Annotated in this window: 13 protein-coding genes, 2 tRNA genes and 4 pseudogenes; 10 read left to right on the top strand and 9 right to left on the bottom strand. The window is 42.4% G+C overall.

From position 1 onward, the window contains the following. The first annotated feature begins 356 nt into the window (after positions 1–356). Together trpA and MAE_RS29085 are read left to right on the top strand one after the other, a co-directional pair. Positions 357–1,151, top strand: coding sequence for a tryptophan synthase subunit alpha (trpA, locus tag MAE_RS09160; protein ID WP_012265329.1), 795 nt, complete (start codon positions 357–359; stop codon positions 1,149–1,151). An 81-nt stretch (positions 1,152–1,232) separates the two neighbouring features. Next, positions 1,233–1,472: pseudogene (locus MAE_RS29085) on the top strand (transposase family protein); the annotation flags it as partial. A 259-nt stretch (positions 1,473–1,731) separates the two neighbouring features. On the opposite strand, the gene MAE_RS09155 reads toward MAE_RS29085, so the two are convergent. Next, entirely contained in the window at positions 1,732–2,946 is a 1,215-nt protein-coding gene (locus MAE_RS09155) for an ISL3-like element ISMae36 family transposase (RefSeq protein WP_012263890.1), read from the bottom strand. Between the two features lie 169 nt (positions 2,947–3,115). Here MAE_RS09155 and MAE_RS29080 point away from each other — a divergent pair. Beyond that, positions 3,116–4,015, top strand: a pseudogene (locus MAE_RS29080) (ISL3 family transposase); the annotation flags it as partial. A gap of 187 nt (positions 4,016–4,202) precedes the next feature. Here the strand turns inward: MAE_RS29080 and MAE_RS34860 are convergent. Continuing rightward, positions 4,203–4,334: pseudogene (locus tag MAE_RS34860) on the bottom strand (IS110 family transposase); the annotation flags it as partial. 74 nt (positions 4,335–4,408) lie between these two features. Between MAE_RS34860 and MAE_RS31890 the strand changes: the two are divergent. Beyond that, a protein-coding gene (locus MAE_RS31890; protein WP_148204737.1) for an IS630-like element ISMae29 family transposase occupies positions 4,409–5,547 on the top strand; the annotation gives its coding sequence in 2 pieces (ribosomal slippage) (positions 4,409–4,841 and positions 4,841–5,547; 1,140 coding nt in all). Positions 5,548–5,554: 7 nt separating this feature from the next. Then, positions 5,555–5,974: pseudogene (locus MAE_RS09135) on the top strand (transposase); the annotation flags it as partial. A gap of 277 nt (positions 5,975–6,251) precedes the next feature. On the opposite strand, the gene MAE_RS09130 reads toward MAE_RS09135, so the two are convergent. Together MAE_RS09130 and MAE_RS09125 are read right to left on the bottom strand one after the other, a co-directional pair. Continuing rightward, on the bottom strand, positions 6,252–6,497 hold the full coding sequence (locus MAE_RS09130; RefSeq protein ID WP_002737254.1) for a DUF2442 domain-containing protein: 246 nt from the start codon (positions 6,495–6,497) through the stop codon (positions 6,252–6,254). A 4-nt stretch (positions 6,498–6,501) separates the two neighbouring features. Further along, the gene (locus MAE_RS09125) at positions 6,502–6,750 is read right to left on the bottom strand and encodes a DUF4160 domain-containing protein (protein ID WP_002736965.1); all 249 of its coding nucleotides are present in this window, start codon (positions 6,748–6,750) and stop codon (positions 6,502–6,504) included. A gap of 170 nt (positions 6,751–6,920) precedes the next feature. Here MAE_RS09125 and MAE_RS34040 point away from each other — a divergent pair, with 170 nt between their 5' ends. Further along, positions 6,921–7,076, top strand: a complete 156-nt coding sequence (locus MAE_RS34040) for a hypothetical protein (RefSeq protein ID WP_012265323.1) — start codon at positions 6,921–6,923, stop codon at positions 7,074–7,076. Positions 7,077–7,084: 8 nt separating this feature from the next. On the opposite strand, the gene MAE_RS09120 is transcribed toward MAE_RS34040, so the two are convergent. Further along, complete coding sequence (locus tag MAE_RS09120) at positions 7,085–7,603, bottom strand: hypothetical protein (protein WP_012265322.1); 519 nt, start codon at positions 7,601–7,603, stop codon at positions 7,085–7,087. 374 nt (positions 7,604–7,977) lie between these two features. Beyond that, positions 7,978–8,451, bottom strand: a complete 474-nt coding sequence (locus MAE_RS09115) for a hypothetical protein (RefSeq protein ID WP_002798457.1) — start codon at positions 8,449–8,451, stop codon at positions 7,978–7,980. Positions 8,452–8,598: 147 nt separating this feature from the next. Here MAE_RS09115 and MAE_RS09110 point away from each other — a divergent pair. After that, positions 8,599–8,670: transfer RNA gene (locus MAE_RS09110), tRNA-Asn, on the top strand. Between the two features lie 383 nt (positions 8,671–9,053). On the opposite strand, the gene MAE_RS09105 is transcribed toward MAE_RS09110, so the two are convergent. Together MAE_RS09105 and MAE_RS09100 are read right to left on the bottom strand one after the other, a co-directional pair. Beyond that, on the bottom strand, positions 9,054–10,313 hold the full coding sequence (locus tag MAE_RS09105; protein WP_002798456.1) for a M16 family metallopeptidase: 1,260 nt from the start codon (positions 10,311–10,313) through the stop codon (positions 9,054–9,056). Positions 10,314–10,316: 3 nt separating this feature from the next. After that, on the bottom strand, positions 10,317–11,594 hold the full coding sequence (locus tag MAE_RS09100; protein WP_012265321.1) for a M16 family metallopeptidase: 1,278 nt from the start codon (positions 11,592–11,594) through the stop codon (positions 10,317–10,319). A gap of 239 nt (positions 11,595–11,833) precedes the next feature. On the opposite strand from MAE_RS09100, the gene MAE_RS09095 reads away from it, so the two are divergent. The 3 genes from MAE_RS09095 (at position 11,834) to MAE_RS09085 (ending at position 14,953) form a co-directional block, all read left to right on the top strand. Then, positions 11,834–13,663 carry a tetratricopeptide repeat protein gene (locus tag MAE_RS09095; RefSeq protein ID WP_012265320.1) on the top strand — a complete coding sequence of 610 codons (1,830 nt, stop codon included), beginning with the start codon at positions 11,834–11,836 and terminating at the stop codon, positions 13,661–13,663. Beyond that, positions 13,663–14,760, top strand: a complete 1,098-nt coding sequence (locus tag MAE_RS09090; RefSeq protein WP_012265319.1) for a glycosyltransferase family 4 protein — start codon at positions 13,663–13,665, stop codon at positions 14,758–14,760. Before MAE_RS09095 ends, MAE_RS09090 begins: the two co-directional genes overlap by 1 nt. A 106-nt stretch (positions 14,761–14,866) precedes the next feature. After that, positions 14,867–14,953 (top strand) — tRNA-Ser (locus MAE_RS09085). A 153-nt stretch (positions 14,954–15,106) separates the two neighbouring features. Here MAE_RS09085 and mfd read toward each other — a convergent pair. Further along, positions 15,107–18,589: a transcription-repair coupling factor gene (mfd, locus tag MAE_RS09080; protein WP_012265318.1), complete on the bottom strand. Its 3,483-nt coding sequence runs from the start codon at positions 18,587–18,589 to the stop codon at positions 15,107–15,109. Between the last annotated feature and the right edge of the window lie 188 nt (positions 18,590–18,777).

Genomic DNA, 18,777 nt, shown 5'->3' with positions numbered 1-18,777 from the left:
AAACTGCCAGACTGAGCCTATTCTAACCTCGATCGCCATTTTGTCAATAAGTACCTAAGCAAAATTAATTACACATCCAAGCCGTCACCCGTCAGCCAAAAGCTTTTTGCTGTGACCAGTAAACAGTGAACTAAAAATTCAAATCTGACCCCTGATAGCTGTCTCGGAGTCCCCCGTCTCCTGTCTCCTGTCTCCTGTCTCCTGTCTCCTGTCTCGACTAGGAAATTAATTTTGCACAACTACTTATTTCTTAAGTATTACTTGAACAATTCTTTACCTGAGCTTGCGGCAACCAGCAATGAGCTATTCCCCGCCATGAGATAATAGACGGTGCTTTATGTCTCCAGTAATTTTCGATGACTGCTGTTACCGAGTGTTTTCGTTCTCTCCGTTCCCAGGGGAATTGTGCCTTAATTCCCTTTATTACTGCCGGTGATCCCGATTTGTCCACTACTGCCCAAGCTTTACGCATTTTAGACCGGGCAGGGGCCGATCTGATCGAGTTGGGGGTTCCCTATTCCGATCCTCTTGCGGATGGTCCGGTTATTCAATCGGCGGCCACGCGCGCTTTAAATCGGGGTGTCAAGTTGGAAGATGTGCTAGAAATCGTCAAAAATGCTCAGGGAGAGGTGAAAGCTCCCATTATTCTCTTTACTTACTATAATCCCATCTATCATCGCGGGATAGATGTCTTTTTAGACCAAATAAAAGCGGCCGGGGTGAGTGGTTTGGTGGTTCCCGATTTACCCCTAGAGGAAGCGGAAAGTCTGCTGCAACCGGCTGCCGCTAAGGGAATTGAAGTGATTTTATTGGTAGCGCCTACCAGTCCCCCGGAACGAATACAAGCGATCGCCCTGCAATCCCAAGGTTTTATTTATCTGGTGAGTGTCACGGGAGTGACGGGAATGCGGAAGCAAGTGGCCACCAGAGTGGAGGAATTGCTCGATTCTATCCGTTCTGTCACCGATAAACCCGTGGGGGTAGGATTTGGCATTTCTGAGCCGACACAGGCGCTACAGGTGAAAAACTGGGGTGCTGATGCGGTAATTGTGGGCAGTGCCATGGTTAAACGTTTAGCCGATAATTCCCCCAGCGATGGGTTAAAATCCCTCGAAGAATTCTGTCGCAGTTTAAAACAGGCGATTCAGTAAAATAATCCGTAGCGACTGTCTTGGCTCTTCTAGGTTCTGTGTGAGCATGGTATAATAGTAACACAGAACAGGAGGTGGGTTATGTGGATAAATTTTGATCAACTCCTCGATTTACCAAATGTAACAGTGGTCAATTATCAAAAAATTGCTCAGACAATTTTCCTAAAGCTCGCTCTTTTAAATGAAACAATTGAATGTCCGAATTGCCATCAAACCTTGGACAGAATCAATCAGACAGAGTATAATCTAGCCAGAGATTTGTCAATATTAGGCAATCCGGTATATTTAGAAGTACCACGCCGCCAGTTTCATTGTCAAAAGGGGAGCATCTCACTTACGCGATAAGTAATTATACTTAGCCTAAAAGCCACTCTTAATCGTGTCTTGGAACGAAATAGAGGCTTTTAAAGACTGCGTACATGGAGAATTAAAACAAGAATTACCCTCGAAAAGCCTATTTTTCCACTAAGTATTTATGCTCATTGCAAAGGTGAGATGCTCCCTCGGGGTTGTCAAAAGTGCCAAAAGTATATCAGCGAAAGACTGAGTTTTATGGCTCTTCGTTACCCTTTATGCTAAATCAACATACAAGATGCCAAGATAACATACTTCTAACCCAAAAATTCCGAAAGTTTCTAAAGCCATAGCCTCTCCGTTTTATTAGTTTAAGTTTATTGTTGATTCCTTCGACCACCCCATTCGTTGTCCTTCGCTCGAAATAACTAATTATTTCTCCAAACCAGTTTCGGATTGTTTGACAACTCTTGGTAAAAACACTGGAGGATTTTGCCAACCATTCCGAGATGGATAGCATTCCCTCTGTCGGATTCTCTGAGGTTTCATAAATCTTTCTAAATTCTTCCTTTAATTCCTGCATCTTTTTCAAATTTGGGAATTTTTCTTTGATAGCTTCTAGTTTAATTTTTTGGGGTTCCGTTAAATCTTCTTCATTTTTTAACAGGCTATATTTACTTCGCTTTAAAACTTCTAGCTTGGCTTCTTTTTCTGCTTTCTGTTTTTTATTTTTCTGCGCTTCTACGGCTCTTTTTTCTGCTCTTCTCTGTTCGTCTAACTCTTGATTAATTTGTTTCATTACATGGAATCTATCGGCGACTACTTCGGCCGATGGCATCAATTCTTTCACCAAATTTTTATAAGGCAACCAAAGGTCTATGCTCACTTCTTCAATTTGCTCTAACACCTCTTTTCCCCAGCCCGTAAGCGTTTCTCTCAACTCTTCTTGTGTTCGCTTCTCTAGAATAGCTATTAGTTTTCCCGTATCTAAATTTACTAAAACCGCACAGTAATTTTTTTGTCCTTTGACTAGAGCGATTTCATCAATTCCTAGTCTTTTTAATTCCGATAGGTCTGGCTCTGTAATTTCTTCGGCGATGTCCTCTATCATTCTTTGAATCTCTTCTTCCGTTACGTCATTTATTCGACTAACATTTAAAATATCTCCTTCTTTTAATTGTTCGAGTATATTTGCGGCTAGTCTTTTCGTATAGGTTCGTTTCTTGGCGACAAAATCTAACTCTTCGCTAAAGGGTCTCTGACAATTATCGCACTTAAATTGACGACGATTAACTTGTAGGTATACTGGTTGACCTGAGATTGGTAAATCTTTGACTAAATGTCGATGATTTTGGTGGAGTTTATCGCTCTCTAACCCACAACGAGGACAGGTTGCTTTTTGATTTTTCGATTCGATTCGGCAAACTATACCGATATTTTCTAGGTGTAGATAGCCTTGAATACAGGTTCCTTTTAGGTTCAAAAATTTGTCAAGTATCATAAGTAAAATAATCTCGTTTTTGGCTATTATATCAAATCTTAACTCAATTGTCTATCTTTTGGTATTAACCTGTTTGTGCCTTAAGTCCTTCCCTGTATGGATTTCAGCTACTTTTGAGCGTAGGCGCTCTCATCGAATTTTATTTTAAGTTAATTATTTGCATAACAATTCCCGAAGAGCCAGTTTTATGAGATTAAGACAGCATCATACAATTCGCTATGAATCGATGATTTATGAGAGAGTAAAAAATTGTAGTATCGAAGAAATAAGTCGATAAGAAGGGTTAGGATGGGAAGAAGTTAAGTTAATATTTAATTCCTTGGCTAAAGAACTAGAAAAGGAAGAGTGGGAAGCACCAGAACGAATAAGCTTGGATGAATTTAGTAACTTAAAAGGACATAAAGATTTCATAACAACGGTCGTAGGTCTGGACAAGAAAATTTTACTAGATGTGATTAAAGGACATAAGCAAGAAGAATTAATGGAAGCCTTAAAAGCACAGCTAGACGCAGTTCGGGAGAAAGTGAAAGAAGTGAGCGTCGATATGTGGTCAGGATTTACAGCAGTGATCAAGGAATTATTTCCCAATGCTAAAATCATCTATGACCGTTTTCATGTAATGGCTATCATCAATGACGAGCTTAATAAATTGAGAAAGTTAATGGGGGTGCATGAAAAAGGATTACCTCATTTATTATGGAAGAATAAAGAGGACTTAAAGGACGAGCAAAAACAACAACTACAAGTTATCTTAAAAGAACATCCCTGCTTGGGAATAGCCGACGAAATGAAAGAAGAAATTAGACAAATTTATCAAGGTTGTAGAACGTTCAGAGGTGCTGAGAGAAAATTGGAAAAATGGATAAGAATAGGCGGAATATTATATCAAAGTAGTGCCAGTATGATCCAGAAGCATTTGCCTGGTATTTGTAATTACTTTGAAAATCATACAACCAACGGATTAATTGAGGGAATGAATACCAAAATAAAGCTTATTAAAAGAATGAGTTATGGATTTACCAATTTTGAACATCTTCGACTTAAGCTGTTTGCTTGCTTTAATTCATAACAAAAATTAACACACGAAAACCAGAAGAGCCCTGTCTTGATGGTCAAGGGGTAATCCAAAAAAACTCAAGCAGTTGCCGTAAAACTCAAAATCTCAAGCCGGAAAAAAGCGCAGCAAAAACTAAGTCGCTCAGGTTAAACCAAAGCAAGCGCAACCCTTGATCAGAGATAACAAAAAGTGTGAATCTCTAGGAACAAGGTGGTAAATTGTCAGCAAGCTGCCAAGGCTGATTTTGGCGAACCATTGCATTAAGAATAACTAAGATTTTCCGCACACAAGCAGTCAGAGCCAGTTTTTTTGATTTACCTCGTCCGACTAGTAGAGCATCAATTTTGTTTTGAGGGATAAAAAAAGAGCTAATCTGGAAGAAGTTATCCAACTTCAGACAAAAAAATGCCGAAGAAAAAATATATTGTAGAGCTAACAGACTCCGAAAGAACTGAACTCGAGCAGCTAACCAAGAAAGGAAAAATAGCAGCTTACAAAATGAACCATGCCAGAATACTACTTTTAGCAGACGTCAATCAACAGGAAGGTGGTTGGACTGACTCGAAAATTAGTGAAGCCTTAAATGTTGCTCAAGCCACCATTGAGAGAGTACGACAAAGATTTGTCGAGTCAGGAATTGAATCATCATTAACTCGAAAAAAGCAAGAACATCGCCGTGCCAAAATTATCGATGGGGAAAAGGAAGCAGATCTGATTGCCATCGCTTGTAGTGAAACACCAACGGGACGAGCAAAATGGACACTTCAAATGCTGGCAGATAAAATGGTCGAACTTGAATATGTGGAAAAAATATCACGAGAAACCATCAGAAAAACCTTAAAAAAAATGAATTGAAACCATGGCTGAATCAATCATGGGTCATTCCCCCAAAAGAATCAGCGGAGTTTGTCTGTGCCATGGAAGATGTCTTGGATATTTATCATAGTGAGTATGACCAGCAAAATCCCTGGCTGTGTTTTGATGAGAGTTGTCAACAATTAGTCAAAGAAACAAAAGAGAAAATACCAGCCGAACCGAGAGAACCAGAAAGGTATGACTATCAATATGAGCGTAATGGTGTAGCCAATATGTTTATGTTTTTTGAACCATTACAAGGTTGGCGACATGTAGAAGTTACACAACAAAGGACGGCGAGCGATTATGCACACCAAATGAAATATTTGGTTGATGAGCGTTATCCGGATGCCCAGAAAATTAGAGTAATTCAAGACAACTTAAATACTCATGTAAAAGCCTCATTATATAAAGCCTTTGAACCGGAAGAGGCCAAGAGAATTTTAGATAAACTCGAATTTCATTACACTCCCAAACATGGCAGCTGGTTAAATATGGCAGAAATTGAGTTGAGCGTTTTGAATCGTCAATGTCTCGAGCGTCGTATCCCAGACATGGATAGTTTAAAACAAGAAATTAAGGCATGGGAAGAAAATCGAAATGAAAAGTCAAATTCAGTTGACTGGAGATTTACTACTGCTGATGCTCGTATTAAATTAAAAAAACTCTATCCCTCAATTCAAACTTGACAGACTACTAGATTGGGCTGAAGAGATTCGTCAATTATTGGATGTAGATTATCCCAACGCTCGAAAAATTAAGCTAGTCTGTGATAATCTCAATACTCATAATATTGCGTCTCTTTATGAAGCCTTTCCCGCCCCAGAAGCCCATCGTTTAGCCAGAAGGCTGGAAATTTATCATACCCCCCGTAATGGCAGTTGGTTGAATGTGGCAGAGATTGAATTGAGTGTGCTGTCAAAGCAATGTTTGGAGAGAAGGATTCCTACGGTTGAAGAGTTAAATCGAGAGATAGAAGCATGGCAAAAAGAACGTAATCAGACAGCCTCAAAGGTAATATGGCGTTTTACCACCGAAGAAGCCAGAGTCAAACTGAAACATCTTTATCCAGTTTTTGAGGAGGAGAAATCTTCTGAAACTAATGCACCAAATTAGCTGTGTCAGTCCAGTAGGATGGGTTAGCGGTAACGTAACATGATCGGGGGTTGGGTTTCATGCTTCTAACTTCACAGTTTCCATCAATGTGCATGGTGCGTTCCCCAAAAGCGAGCGCTTTGTAGCAGGACTTGCATTAGGGAACGCACCCTACGGCGATAGCGATCGCCTCTCCTTATCCCCAAAAAGCGATCGCCCTTGGCGTTCCCATCCCGAGCAATGACAATTTCAAAGTTTAATCAAGAAGATGACAGCGATCGCACTACAAGATCGGCAATCATAGTTCAATTCCATTGATCCAAATTTCATACTCGCTTATATCAACTTCATCATTCCAAACGATTCCGCTACCTGATGGATCAAGTTGAAAGTTTTTAAAGAAAGCATAGTTTTTAAGGGAAGAAAACATCGTTTTTTCTAGTAGATTTTCACAGTTATATTTTCTAGCTTGATGATTAGAAAAATGCACCAATAGAGTATAATTTTCAATGATTTCGGCTGATGTTATTTTGGGATAAAGCATTGTTTTATTTCAAAGGTGGTAATTTATTAAATTCTTGAGTGTTCCACATTTTCAATAATTCTGATTGATAGATTGTTGCCCATTCTACAACCATTTTTGTGGCTCTATTAGGTAAGTCTCCTTCAATGATTTCTAAGGTTTCCAGATTAAATAGGGCGTTATATTCTCCATAAATCGCATGAAAATGGGGAGGTGGATGATCGGCAAAAAAGATTTTAATGATAATTCCATAAAATCGAGTAATTTCTGGCATAAATCTATTTTTATAAGTCTTGCTTTATGACAAAAATATTATAACAAAGCTTGTTGGGTTTTGTTACCTCGACCTAAACGACAAGATCAGCGATCTGCTACGCAGTGCCTTCGGCATCGCCTCTCCTCATCCCCAAAAAGCGATCGCCCTCTGCGTTCCTGTCCCAAGCAATGGCAGTTTTAAACATTAATCAAGAAGATGACGGCGATCGCACTACGTTCTTCGGCATCGCACTGACAGCTGCCATCAATGGGCATGGTGCGTTCCCAAAAATTGATCGCTGGAGCAATAGGACTTGCATTAGGGAACGCACCCTACAGCGATAGCGATCGCACTACGGCGATAGCTGCAACAGGTCTATAAAATCCGAACCAGCAGCACTCTTGATGGGGAATTTGTTAATTTTAAGCTCGCGAACAATATCTGGAAGCCGGTGTATGATTATTCCATGCTCGGCAATTAGCTCTACTTCCTGCTCAGATTTGACGTTATTTATGACTAGCTCCGAGGACCACTCACCGCTCCACAGAATTTCCATAAGGGAGCGCTTTTTGGTAGCGTGGAATTTCCCCTCAACCCACTCGGCGACACCTTCCACGAGCTCCTCGGGCGAACGTGCTGCGCTATTCGCAGCCCGACCAGTCTTTCGCGCAGCTTTGGGAACCTTGGAGATGTAGCTGACTGGCCTCATCGACGCCTGGACCTCTACATGACGGCAGACAGGACTTTCGCCTGATCTGAACTTCACCGCAACCAAATCAATTTCATTAACGCCAAGACGGATACCACGTATGGTGAAATAACCCTGCCTATTCAGCCATTCTTCAACTATTTCTTCGGCCAAAAGGGCCATAGCATTACCTCGTCATAGACACACAACTACATATTATACAGAAACTTTCTGTCTAACAGTCCTCAGAGTAACGACAGGTGGAAACTTGCGGCATACTACCCCATTTTAGCGCAATCGCTGGAACTTTTCCCCATATCATACCCAAGAGCATATTAGCCAGATTAAACAACGTCTTTTAAGTGGATTCCTAACAACAAGCTCAAATAAAATAGACTTTTCGGGAAGTGTAGCACTAAGTCTTCAATCCACCCCACAATTACCTAATTTTCGGGGAAAAAGTGCCTCAATTTTGCCACCGGCTGGCACTTTTTGAGAACAAAAAAGTCTAAAAGTTTTATCCAACAAGGTTTTTAGCTCTATTCAGCCAACCCTATTTATTGGTGTACTTGCAAATGAAGGACATAATGACCTAAAATCAGGTTATCTGACCATAATTCGTACTCTAGACGCAAATATTCGGGGAAATTATCCCCCTCTAATTGGAGACTACGGGTATAGTTGCGGAGGCGAAAAGCGTAACCCGGTTGAGGACTTTCGGCATTTAACCAGTAGCGACTGACACCAAAAACCCCTTGCTCCCAAAAATGACGATAGGCGAATTTTCCCTGGCCCTGCATGGTCATAATTACCCGGTTGGCCGAAATTTCCAGCCAAATTAACTTATTTTGATTATTTTCGGGTTTAAGTGTCTCTATTTCTGCGAGAGCCACCGGTGGTTGATTGAGGAGAAGATGAAACCGGTGGCGATCCTTTTGGTAGAGGGTAGCGGCAGTGTCTAAAGTGGAGAGGATGGGTAGATCTGTCGAGAGCAGACAGAAGGAAACGGGACGGCGGTGATGGGCAAGCATAGACTAGACTTAATGGTGTCCTTATCTCCACAATAGTCGATTCTCTGCCCACCGCTACCGGCACCGGAAATTTTTTTGAGAAAAAATCCAGAAAGCACTTGCATTATTGACAGACTTATGATTATAATTATTAATTGTGAGTAGCCTTCCTCGGTAGCTCAGTGGTAGAGCGGTCGGCTGTTAACCGATTGGTCGTAGGTTCGAATCCCACCCGGGGAGTTAATCAAAAATAGCAGCGGCAATAGTTTTTTATTGCTGCTTTTTGATGTTTTTAAGTAAGCTGTTGACTATCTAAATTACTCGTTGAGACTGTCTATGAGATGGGAGCGGGGGTTGGGAAAATGGGGAATTTCAACTAAAACCCCAAAACCCTAAAACCCCAACACCTAACCCCACCAACAAACTTTTTGCCGCAAACCCTATCTAAATTACTCGTTGAGACTGTCTATGAGATGGGAGCGGGGGTTGGGAAAATGGGGAATTTCAACTAAAACCCCAAAACCCTAAAACCCCAACACCTAAAACCTATCTCCTATCTCCTGACTCCTATCTCCTGACTCCTATCTCCTGTCTTGACTAGGAAATTGATTTTGCGCGACTACCTAGAGAATTTCAGCGATCGCATTTTCTGGACCGACTAGAGAAATGTAAGGATTTTGAAAATATTTACTGGCTACCGATCGCGCTTGTTCGGGAGTAATCTGATTAATAGAATCCAGGAAAGTGCGATCGAATTCAATCCCCAAACCTAAGCTTTCATACCAACCGTATAATTGAGCGATTTCGGCGTTAGTTTGTTTACCGAGAGCATATTGACCCAATAACTTATTTTTAGCTGACTTTAACTCCTCCTCACTCAAAGTTACTTTATATAACCTTTCTGCTTCCTGACGCAATCCCGACAGGGCCATCGCTGTGTTTTGGGGTGCAGTTCCCATATAAATGACAAATTGGGAAGAATCGAGACGGGTGGGATAAAAAGCAGAAACATCGTAGGCTAATCCCCGTTTTTCTCGCAATTCCACGAATAGACGACTAGATAACCCATTCCCCAGATAGGTACTCAATAATTTTAAAACCGCATAATCATCCTCTTGCACAGAAGAGCCGGGATATCCTAACATAACGATCGCCTGTTGACTAGCTTGGACGGTAGTTAAACAGGTGGGCTGAAAATCAAAAGCGGCCGGGGGTAAACTAGATAAAGGAAGATCGGGAATTGACCAACTCCCAAAAATTTCCGTCACTGCTTTTACTGCTTGCTCTAGGGTAATACGGCCAGAAAGACTAATTACCAGGTTATCGGGACGGAAAAAGCGACTATGATAGGCCAGCAGATCATCCCGTTGCAATTGAGAAACCGTTGCCTCCGTACCCAATAAAGACATACCATAGGGATGATCCGGGTACATAGCGGCGCGTAATTGATTAAAAGCCACATTAAAAGGCTGTTCCAATTGAGAGCGAATGCTTTGACGGGTGAGATTTTTCTCTAATTCGATTTCTGGGGGTGGAAAACTGGGAAAACGAATAATTTCCGCTGCCAGACGCAATATATCTAGAAAATCCTTGGTAACGGTCTTTAAACTAACCACAAAATAATCGGTCCCCGTGTCCGCACTTAAACCGGCCCCCGTGGACTCAATGCGATCAGCAATTTCTAGGGAAGATAACTTTTCTGTACCTTTGGTGAGCAGCACGGCTAAAAGACGAAATAAACCCGCTTTTTCGGGTTTTTCCCAACGAGTACCCGCATTTTTGAGAAAAATCCTCCCCGCAACCAACTCCACGGCCGTATTTTCCATCACTAAAAGAGTGATGCCATTTTCTAAGGTTAAGCGGTGAATGGGGGAAGCGGACATCGTTTATTCACAGGGTTGCATTATTGTAATAGCATATCGCTCCGGGGAGAGATACTGACGAGCGAGACGTTGTAGATCTGACGGTTGAAAACTTTGGATAACTTGGGGATAGATCGTTGCTAGGTCGGCAGCTCTCAGGGTTTGATAATATCCATAGAGTCCCGCTAATTGGCCCGGGGTTTCTGTGGAGAAAATATAATCGTTAGCTAATAACTGTTGAGTGCGGTGTAATTCTGCGGGGGTGACGGGATCATCGTGCAGATGTTGGAGATGTTCACAGATAATAGCTTCAATTGCCGCGGTTTGTGAGCTAGATAGCCAAGCGCCGATGGTAAAGAGACTGGAATCTCGTTGCAGGGAAAAATTACTGTTAATATCGAGGACGATTTGCGCTTCTTCCCGCAGCTGTCGCACTAACCGCGAACAGCGTCCCCCGGCAAGAATTACCGAAAGCAAGTCTAATCCAAAGGCATCTTCTAGGCGATCGCATCCCGGTCCAGTCCATCCCATCAAGAGACGACAATGTTCTAGGTGGGGTAAATATACTTGGGAACGACGAATTTCGATCAGGGGGGGTTCGGCAACCACTAGATGGGGGGGGGATTCCGAGGGGACGGGAAATTCCCGAAAAGATTGCCGGATAATTTCTAAAGCTGGTTGGGGTTCAATTCCCCCGATAATCGCCACACACATATTTTCTGGTTGATAATAGGTGCGATGGAAACAGCGCATTTGATTGGGGGTTAATTGCTCTAAACAGGGTTGATCCCCTAGAATAGAGCGTCCGTAGGGATGGTTTTGATAGATACTTCCGCAGAGGGTTTGGTAGGCAATCCAATCGGGATCATCATAACAGGCCCGTAATTCTTCTAAAACTACATCTTTTTCCCGATAGAATTCCTCATCGTCAATCTCAGCATGGAGGAGAATTTCGGCCAGATGGGGTAAGGTATGTTCAATTTGGTCCACACTGGTGGTGAGATAGAAGTGTGCGTAATCGTGACTGGTGGCAGCGTTGGTCATTCCGCCACAATTTTCGATTAAATAGTCAAAGAGTCCGGGGGGAAGTTTTTTCGTCCCCTTAAAGATCATGTGTTCGAGAAAATGGGCCATACCTAACCATGGGTCGGGTTCAGCGATCGCACCTGCTTTCACCCACACATCCACCACCACCACAGGAGTCACGGGTAAATACTGATGAATTACGGTTAAGCCGTGATTTAATTGCCATACCTGAGCGGGAAAAGAACTCGTTTGACACTGTGCTATCGACTTGATCAATGTCCGTTAACCAGATTTTTTGTTAAATTCTATACATAGGTTATCTTATCTCTTGCCTGCTCAACCATTAAAAAACTTTTGTCATGATTTCTAGACAATTCCCCCAAATATCAGCCTTATCGGTGATCAGTGATCAGTTATCAGATGTGGTTCTTCGGTTCACTGATTACTGATTGCTGTTTACCGCTCCCTAATTACTGATTACTGATGACTGTTTACCGATAACTGAAAAACCCCCTATGACAGACAATAGAGATAACTTCAACGAAACTTATAATGCACTAATTGATCGCATTGTCAATCTAACTTTGGAAGGAAAAATTAGGGCTAAGTCACAGGTTTATAACCTTTTGTCCGAGGGAGTAAAAAATGGCACAGGAGAAATTTTTGAGCGTTGTTTAACCGAAAAAATAATCGTTACTCGCTCACAGTTAGAAACAAAAATTAAAGCCACTAGGGTTTTGCGGGCCTTGGAAACGATCGAAAGTGAATGGGAAAAATATCAAAAAACCAATCAGCAAAATTCTCTCACTGCAGCGGCGATCGATAATCTTGTGAAAATCGATCGAGAGGATCGTTTACTGACTTTAGTAAATTTAATTGATCCCAATCAAAATAATGCTTTAACCCTAGAACAATTGCAACAGTTAGCCAAGCATTTACAGACAGTTGCTCAGCAGCGGGGAGAAGCGGATTTATGGCAAATTGCCACGGGGATTAATCTGGGGTTAAATACTTGGTCAAATTTATCGAATGATCTCACCAGTTGGCTCTACGAACAAAATCGCAATCTTGGTTTTACTAATGACAATGAGCGAGTGACTCCTTGGCAAATTTGGGCAAGTAAAGTTAATCCCTCTTGGTTAAAACGAGTCTTAGAAAGTTTAGCTAATCAACAAGCTTTTCATCCTCTCACTCAGGATTTAACTTTAACCGATTGGGTAGAAACTGCTATTGTTTTTCAATATATCCAAAGAGGACTAATTAACTTTTTTGATCAGCGCATCTATAGCGAAAAATTAGGAGCCAAATTATCCATCTCTACCTTTCTCACCTTTGCTTTAATTTGGTCGCTGTTAACCAATAGTTTCGAGCAAGTTAGTAAAAATTCCCTCTATAGTCGTGGCTGTTTTCAGATGGCTTTACAAATTCTGAGAACCTTTGCTCAACGGGATTATTTTCCTTTATACGGGGGAATTTTTGCCTCCTTTTCTGGCAGTTATCTCAAGGATGCGTTAGACTATTTATCAATTCCTCTGCGTTATGTGGAAGGCACGGGAGAAAAGGCGAGAATTTTAACTTTAATTGCCTATTCTAATCGCATTCGCGGCGACTATCCACAGGCCAGAGAATGTCATCAACAAGCTTTAGAAATTGCCCGTCAACAACAGGATTATGCTTGTGAAATAGCTAATTTAAACCATTTATCCCGTCTCAATGCTATCCAAAAAAACTATGCAGAAGCGATTAATTTAAGTCAGAGAGCTTTAATTTTAAGTCGTCAACAGGGTAATAGTTTAGGACAGGCTAACGCTTTAGCTAATTTGGGTTATAGTCAGGTACAGGAAGCGCAACAGTTAGAGAGATACGATCCCGAAATTTATCAAAGTTCGATCGAGTATTTACAGCAGGGATTAAAGTTAGCGGAAAGTCTCCAAGATTGGCAGAGTAAATCCCTTTGTTGTAGCAGTTTAGGTCTAGCATATCTTATCCTTGAAAGAACCCAAGAAGCGATTAATATTCTCCTGCAAGGATTGGAATCGGCCAAATACTACGGGGATGTATATCTGCAAGGTTTATTACTAACTTATTTAGGCGAAGCTTACTATCAAGATAAGAATTTTGAACAGGCAATTTATATGGGTTCTCTAGGAATGTATTGGCTGCACGAAATCGGTGCAGCAGAATGGCGACAAGCTGCTAGTCTATTAACGGTTATTCGCGGCAAAAATATCGCAGCTTTTGAACAAACTTTCAGTCTGGAACGTTCCTCCCTGATTAAATCTATTGGACTGGAAGGCTACCAATATATCTCAGAAATTCTCAGCAAATATCAACAGGGTAATTAGTGAATACACAGCATAAGTTATTAATTAATCTCTCGGTACTTTTTCCCCAACCCACAGGAATCAGTACCTACATTCTTAACCTCTTACCCTACCTGAAAAATTTAGAACCAACCCTACTAACAGCTAATAGTTATCCCGACTTTAACTGTTATTCTATCCCCAAGGGTCTCGCCCCCGATCGAGGAGCGAAAGGTCATTTAAAACGCTTACTCTGGACTCAGTTTCGGTTATCGTCAATTTACCGACAATTAAAGGCCAATTTACTCTTTTCTCCCCTTCCAGAAGCGCCGATAAATTCTCCCTGTCGCTTTGTCGTCATGGTCCACGATTTAATTCCCCTGCGGTTTCCCAGTTTTACTTCCCCCTTAACTCACTATTTCCGTTATTATGTGCCGCAGGTATTACAACAGGCAAAACATATTATCTGTAACTCTCAGGCAACGGCCAAAGATATCACTGAATATTATCAAATTCCCGCCGATAAAATTACTTCTATTCCCCTAGCCTACGATCATCATCACTTTCGCCCTATTCAAGATAATAAGCCAGAGCATCCCTATTTTCTCTATCTCGGTCGTCCCAATCCCTATAAAAATTTACCGCGTTTAATCGCCGCTTTTGCCCAACTGCCCCCAGATTTAAGCGATTATCGTCTTTGGATTGCCGGCAGCTTTGATCGCCGTTATACCCCCAATTTACAACAACAAGCGCAAGAATTAGCCGTCAGCGATCGCATTAAATTTCTCGACTATATCCCCTACGATCACCTACCCAAAGTTATCAGTCAAGCCACTGCTTTAGTCTTCCCCAGTCTCTGGGAAGGCTTCGGATTGCCCGTTTTAGAGGCTATGGCCTGCGGTACACCCGTCATTACCTCAAATTTGTCATCTTTGCCCGAAGTCACGGCAACAGCGGCAATTTTAATCGATCCCTATCGAGTCGAGGCCCTAGCCGATGCCCTGAAAATTATCGCTCAAGATCGACAATTACACTCAAAATTAAGTCATCTAGGCAAAAAACGGGCCGATGAGTTTAGTTGGCAAAAAACTGGTCTAGCTACGGCCGCAATCTTAAATCAATATCTAGGGTATGCTTGAAAAGTCTTGCAGTGGGACCCCCAGACAGGTTACAGCGTTTCCCATCAAAAAATAATTTGACAGATCGGCAGCATTTGCTGTAGGATTGATGATCGTGACCTCAATTGGAGAGATGGCCGAGCGGTTGAAGGCGCAGCACTGGAAATGCTGTTTAGGGGTAACTTTAACGAGGGTTCGAATCCCTCTCTCTCCGTCCCCAAAGCACCTCATATCTATGAGGTGCTTTTTATAACAGAGTATAGGAGTCAGGATTCTGAATTCAGGAGATTACTCTTATTTATTATCTTCTCCCCTGCTCCCCACTCCCCACCTCCCGCTCTCCTATACCTTTTAAACAGGATTTAGTCTAATTCCCCATCGGTAAACCATCTTTACACTTAGCCAACCAGTCCAATAAACTATCTAACTGCTGTGGTGGTTTTACCAATCCTAAACCCCTAACCGTCACCTGTTTGGGACTATAAACAAAGCGTGATTGTATATGTTGGGGTAGGTGTTCTTGTAATAATTTCCACGCTGGTTCCTCCATAGGAGTTTCGAGGATAATATGCTGTTTTCCATCGGGTTTAATGCGCGAAAAACCGAGGGATTTAGCCAGATGTTTTAACTCGATTACCTTAAATAATTGTGCCACTGGGGAAGGAATTGCCCCATATCTATCGACTAAATCGGCGGCAATTTGTCCTAAATTTTTCTGAGAATTGGCAGTAGCGATCGCCCGATAGACATCCATTTTCTGCTCCGGATCGGATATATAATCGTTAGGAATAAATGCCGTCAATTTCAGATCGATTTGGGTATCCTCCACTTGAGGAATTTCTTGACCTTGAATTTCTCGCAAAGCTTCCTGTAACATTTCCATATATAGATCAAAACCGATCGCTTCCATTTGTCCCGATTGTTCCGCACCTAATAAGTTACCCGCACCGCGAATTTCCAGATCCCTAGTTGCTAATTGATACCCCGATCCTAACTGGGTAAATTCTTGAATTGCCTTTAATCTTTCCCGAGCGGTTTCTGTTAGTTCTGCCTTGGCCGGATAAAGTAACCAAGCGTGCGCTTGTACTCCCGATCGCCCCACCCGTCCCCGCAGTTGATAGAGTTGCGCTAAACCGAATTTTTGGGCATCTTCAATGATAATCGTGTTAACTCTGGGAATATCTAACCCCGACTCTACAATAGTCGTACAGACTAAGATATCCGCTTCCCCATTATTAAAAGCTAACATGGTGGTCTCTAATTCAGCCTCATCCATACGACCGTGGCCGATGGCAATTCTAGCACCCGGAATCATCCCTTGAATTGCTGCCGCTTTTTCTTCAATTCCCTCGATTCTTGGTACTACATAAAAAATCTGTCCCCCCCGATCCAATTCATTGCGAATTGCCGTTCTAATCACATCAGAATTATAACTAGAAAGGTGGGTTTGGATGGGACGACGAGAGGGAGGAGGTGTGGTAATTAAACTCATTTCTCGCACCCCAGAAAGGGACATATAAAGAGTCCGGGGAATCGGTGTTGCCGTCAAGGTTAACACATCAATATTACTTTTAAAAGCCTTAATTTTTTCCTTTTGATTGACCCCAAAACGCTGTTCTTCATCAATTACCAATAATCCTAAATCTTTAAACTCCACCGCTTTACTCAATAACAACTGCGTCCCCACTACTATATCCAATTCCCCCGTTTTCAAGCGCTGGACGATATCTTTTTTCTCGGAATTGGTGCGAAAACGATTTAATAAACCCACATTAATGGGATAGGGAGCAAAACGTTCTTTTAGGGTGTGATAATGTTGTTGGGTTAAAATCGTTGTTGGTGCTAATAAAGCCACCTGTTTATGACCCGTGGTGACAGCTTTAAAAATAGCACGAATGGCCACTTCTGTCTTACCAAAACCCACATCACCACAGACTAAGCGATCCATCGGGCGATCGCTTTCTAAATCCCGTTTCACATCCTGTATTGCTTTCAGTTGATCAGCAGTGGGTTGGTAGGGAAAAGAATCCTCTAACTCCCGCTGCCAGGGATTATCCATCGGATAGGCAAAACCCGATTTTTGGGCGCGTTGGGCGTAAATATTGATTAAATCAACCGCTAACTTCTTAACCGACTTCCTGACGCGGGCTTTCGTTGCTTCCCACGCTTTGCCAGAGATTTTATGTAATTCAGGCTCTTGATTACCTGTATGACGATAACGGGAGAGATTATCAACAGAATCGGCAGGAACCCGCAATAATCCATCAGCATACTTAATAACTAGATAATCTCGACCTTGCACTACTCCGCTAATTGTGCTTTCCTGCTTTTCTAGTTTGATAAACTGTCCGATGCCATGGTGTTTATGTACTACAAAGTCGAGGGGACGGAGTTTGTTCACGTCCACCTGTACCGAGGCTGCTTGCCGACGTTTGCGGACGTAACCAGCAGTATTTAAAAGATGTTGCCCGAAGAACTCTCGATCGCTAACGACGACTATGCGATAGGTGGGGAGGATAAAACCTTCTAATTCAGCTAATCCTGAGTATTTTAGGGCTGTAGCGGTGTTTTGAATGATTAAGCGCTCGATCGCCCCAAAATCGAGGGGATTGGGGATAAATTGGGCTGGACAGTCGTGTTCCTGTAATAACGAGACTGTACGGGAGGGTTGGGCAGATATTAACCATGTAGCGTACTTATTTACTTTAATACCGCTATAAATCTCTCTTTTTCCCCGTAAAATTTCCGCTAGTTTGGCGAATTGCCCCGGATTGGTGGGAATCGGACGACTGGAGAGATTAAGACTATTTTCGGAGAGGTGATCGTCTATTTCTGAGAGGTAGAGATGGGGAAATTTAACCGATATTTGCAGAGATTCGCCAAAAGAACGGTGAATTTGCGGTAAAGCTGGTTCTATCTCTTGCCAGCGTTCCCCAATATATTCTATCCAGCGATCGCTTCTAGCTTGACAGCTTTCCAGTTCATCAAAGGCAATAAGAGTATTTTCGGGGAGATAATCCAATAAAGAGGCAGGTTGACGGAAGGACAAGCCTAAAAATCGCTCAATTCCCTCTGGATAAATGCCATTAGCCAATTTTTCTCGCTCTTCAGCCTCCAAATAATCGGCCACTGTGGGGGGAAGAGAAGGGGCAATCATCGCCGCGAAGCTAGTGGGAGTAAGAAGCAGATTGGGGATAGAATCGAGGGATCTTTGGGTGGCAGGGTCAAATTCTCGCAATTTTTCCAATTCATCGCCGAAAAATTCTAACCTGACCGGTAATTCGGCCGAAACTGGGAAAATATCAACGATATCGCCGCGACGACTCCATTGCCCTTCGGTTTCTACCAGTGAAACCCGTTCATATCCTAATCTAGCTAGGGTTAGATCGAGGTTTTTGGCTTCTATAACCCTTCCTACCGCAAAATTATCGCTATACTGCTCGAAAACCTCTCTAGGGGGTAAATGGGGCTGCAGGGCCTTTTCGGTGGTAACGATCGCAATTCCGGCCTCTTGATGACTGATTGCCGATAATACCTGCATCTGCCCCCAAATCATCTCGGATTCCCGATTAAATCTCTCGTAGGGGCAAGCTTCCGAGGTGGGATAAAAGAAAACACCTTTCCACGTCATCGCTTCTAATTGTGCCGCCCAACGTGCCGCTTCCTCCAGATTGGCACAGATAATTAAAAGATTTTTTCCTTGACAACGGGCGAAAGCTGTGCCGATTAATCCTTTCGGTAAGCGGGCAAGGCCGGTTAGGGTTAAATTGCCGTTTTTCTCCAGTTTTTGGATAAGTTCGGCAGTTAATGGCGATTTTTCAATGTTGCGAATAACGGAGGCAAAAGTCATTTTTTAGTGATCGGCACTCGGTTTTTGGTTAGGGTTTGCGGCAAAAAGTTTTTCGTGGGGGTAGGGTGTGGGGTGTAGGGTTTTACCGATTTTGAGGGGGTCAATTACCTAATTTTCAGGGAAAAAGTCCCTGAATTTTCCCCCCGATCACTCCCATGTCCGGTACTTTTTGATTTCCCAAAAAGTCT

It is taken from the genome of Microcystis aeruginosa NIES-843 (assembly GCF_000010625.1).
GTDB lineage: Bacteria > Cyanobacteriota > Cyanobacteriia > Cyanobacteriales > Microcystaceae > Microcystis > Microcystis aeruginosa.
This window is presented reverse-complemented; position numbering and strand designations above follow the sequence as displayed.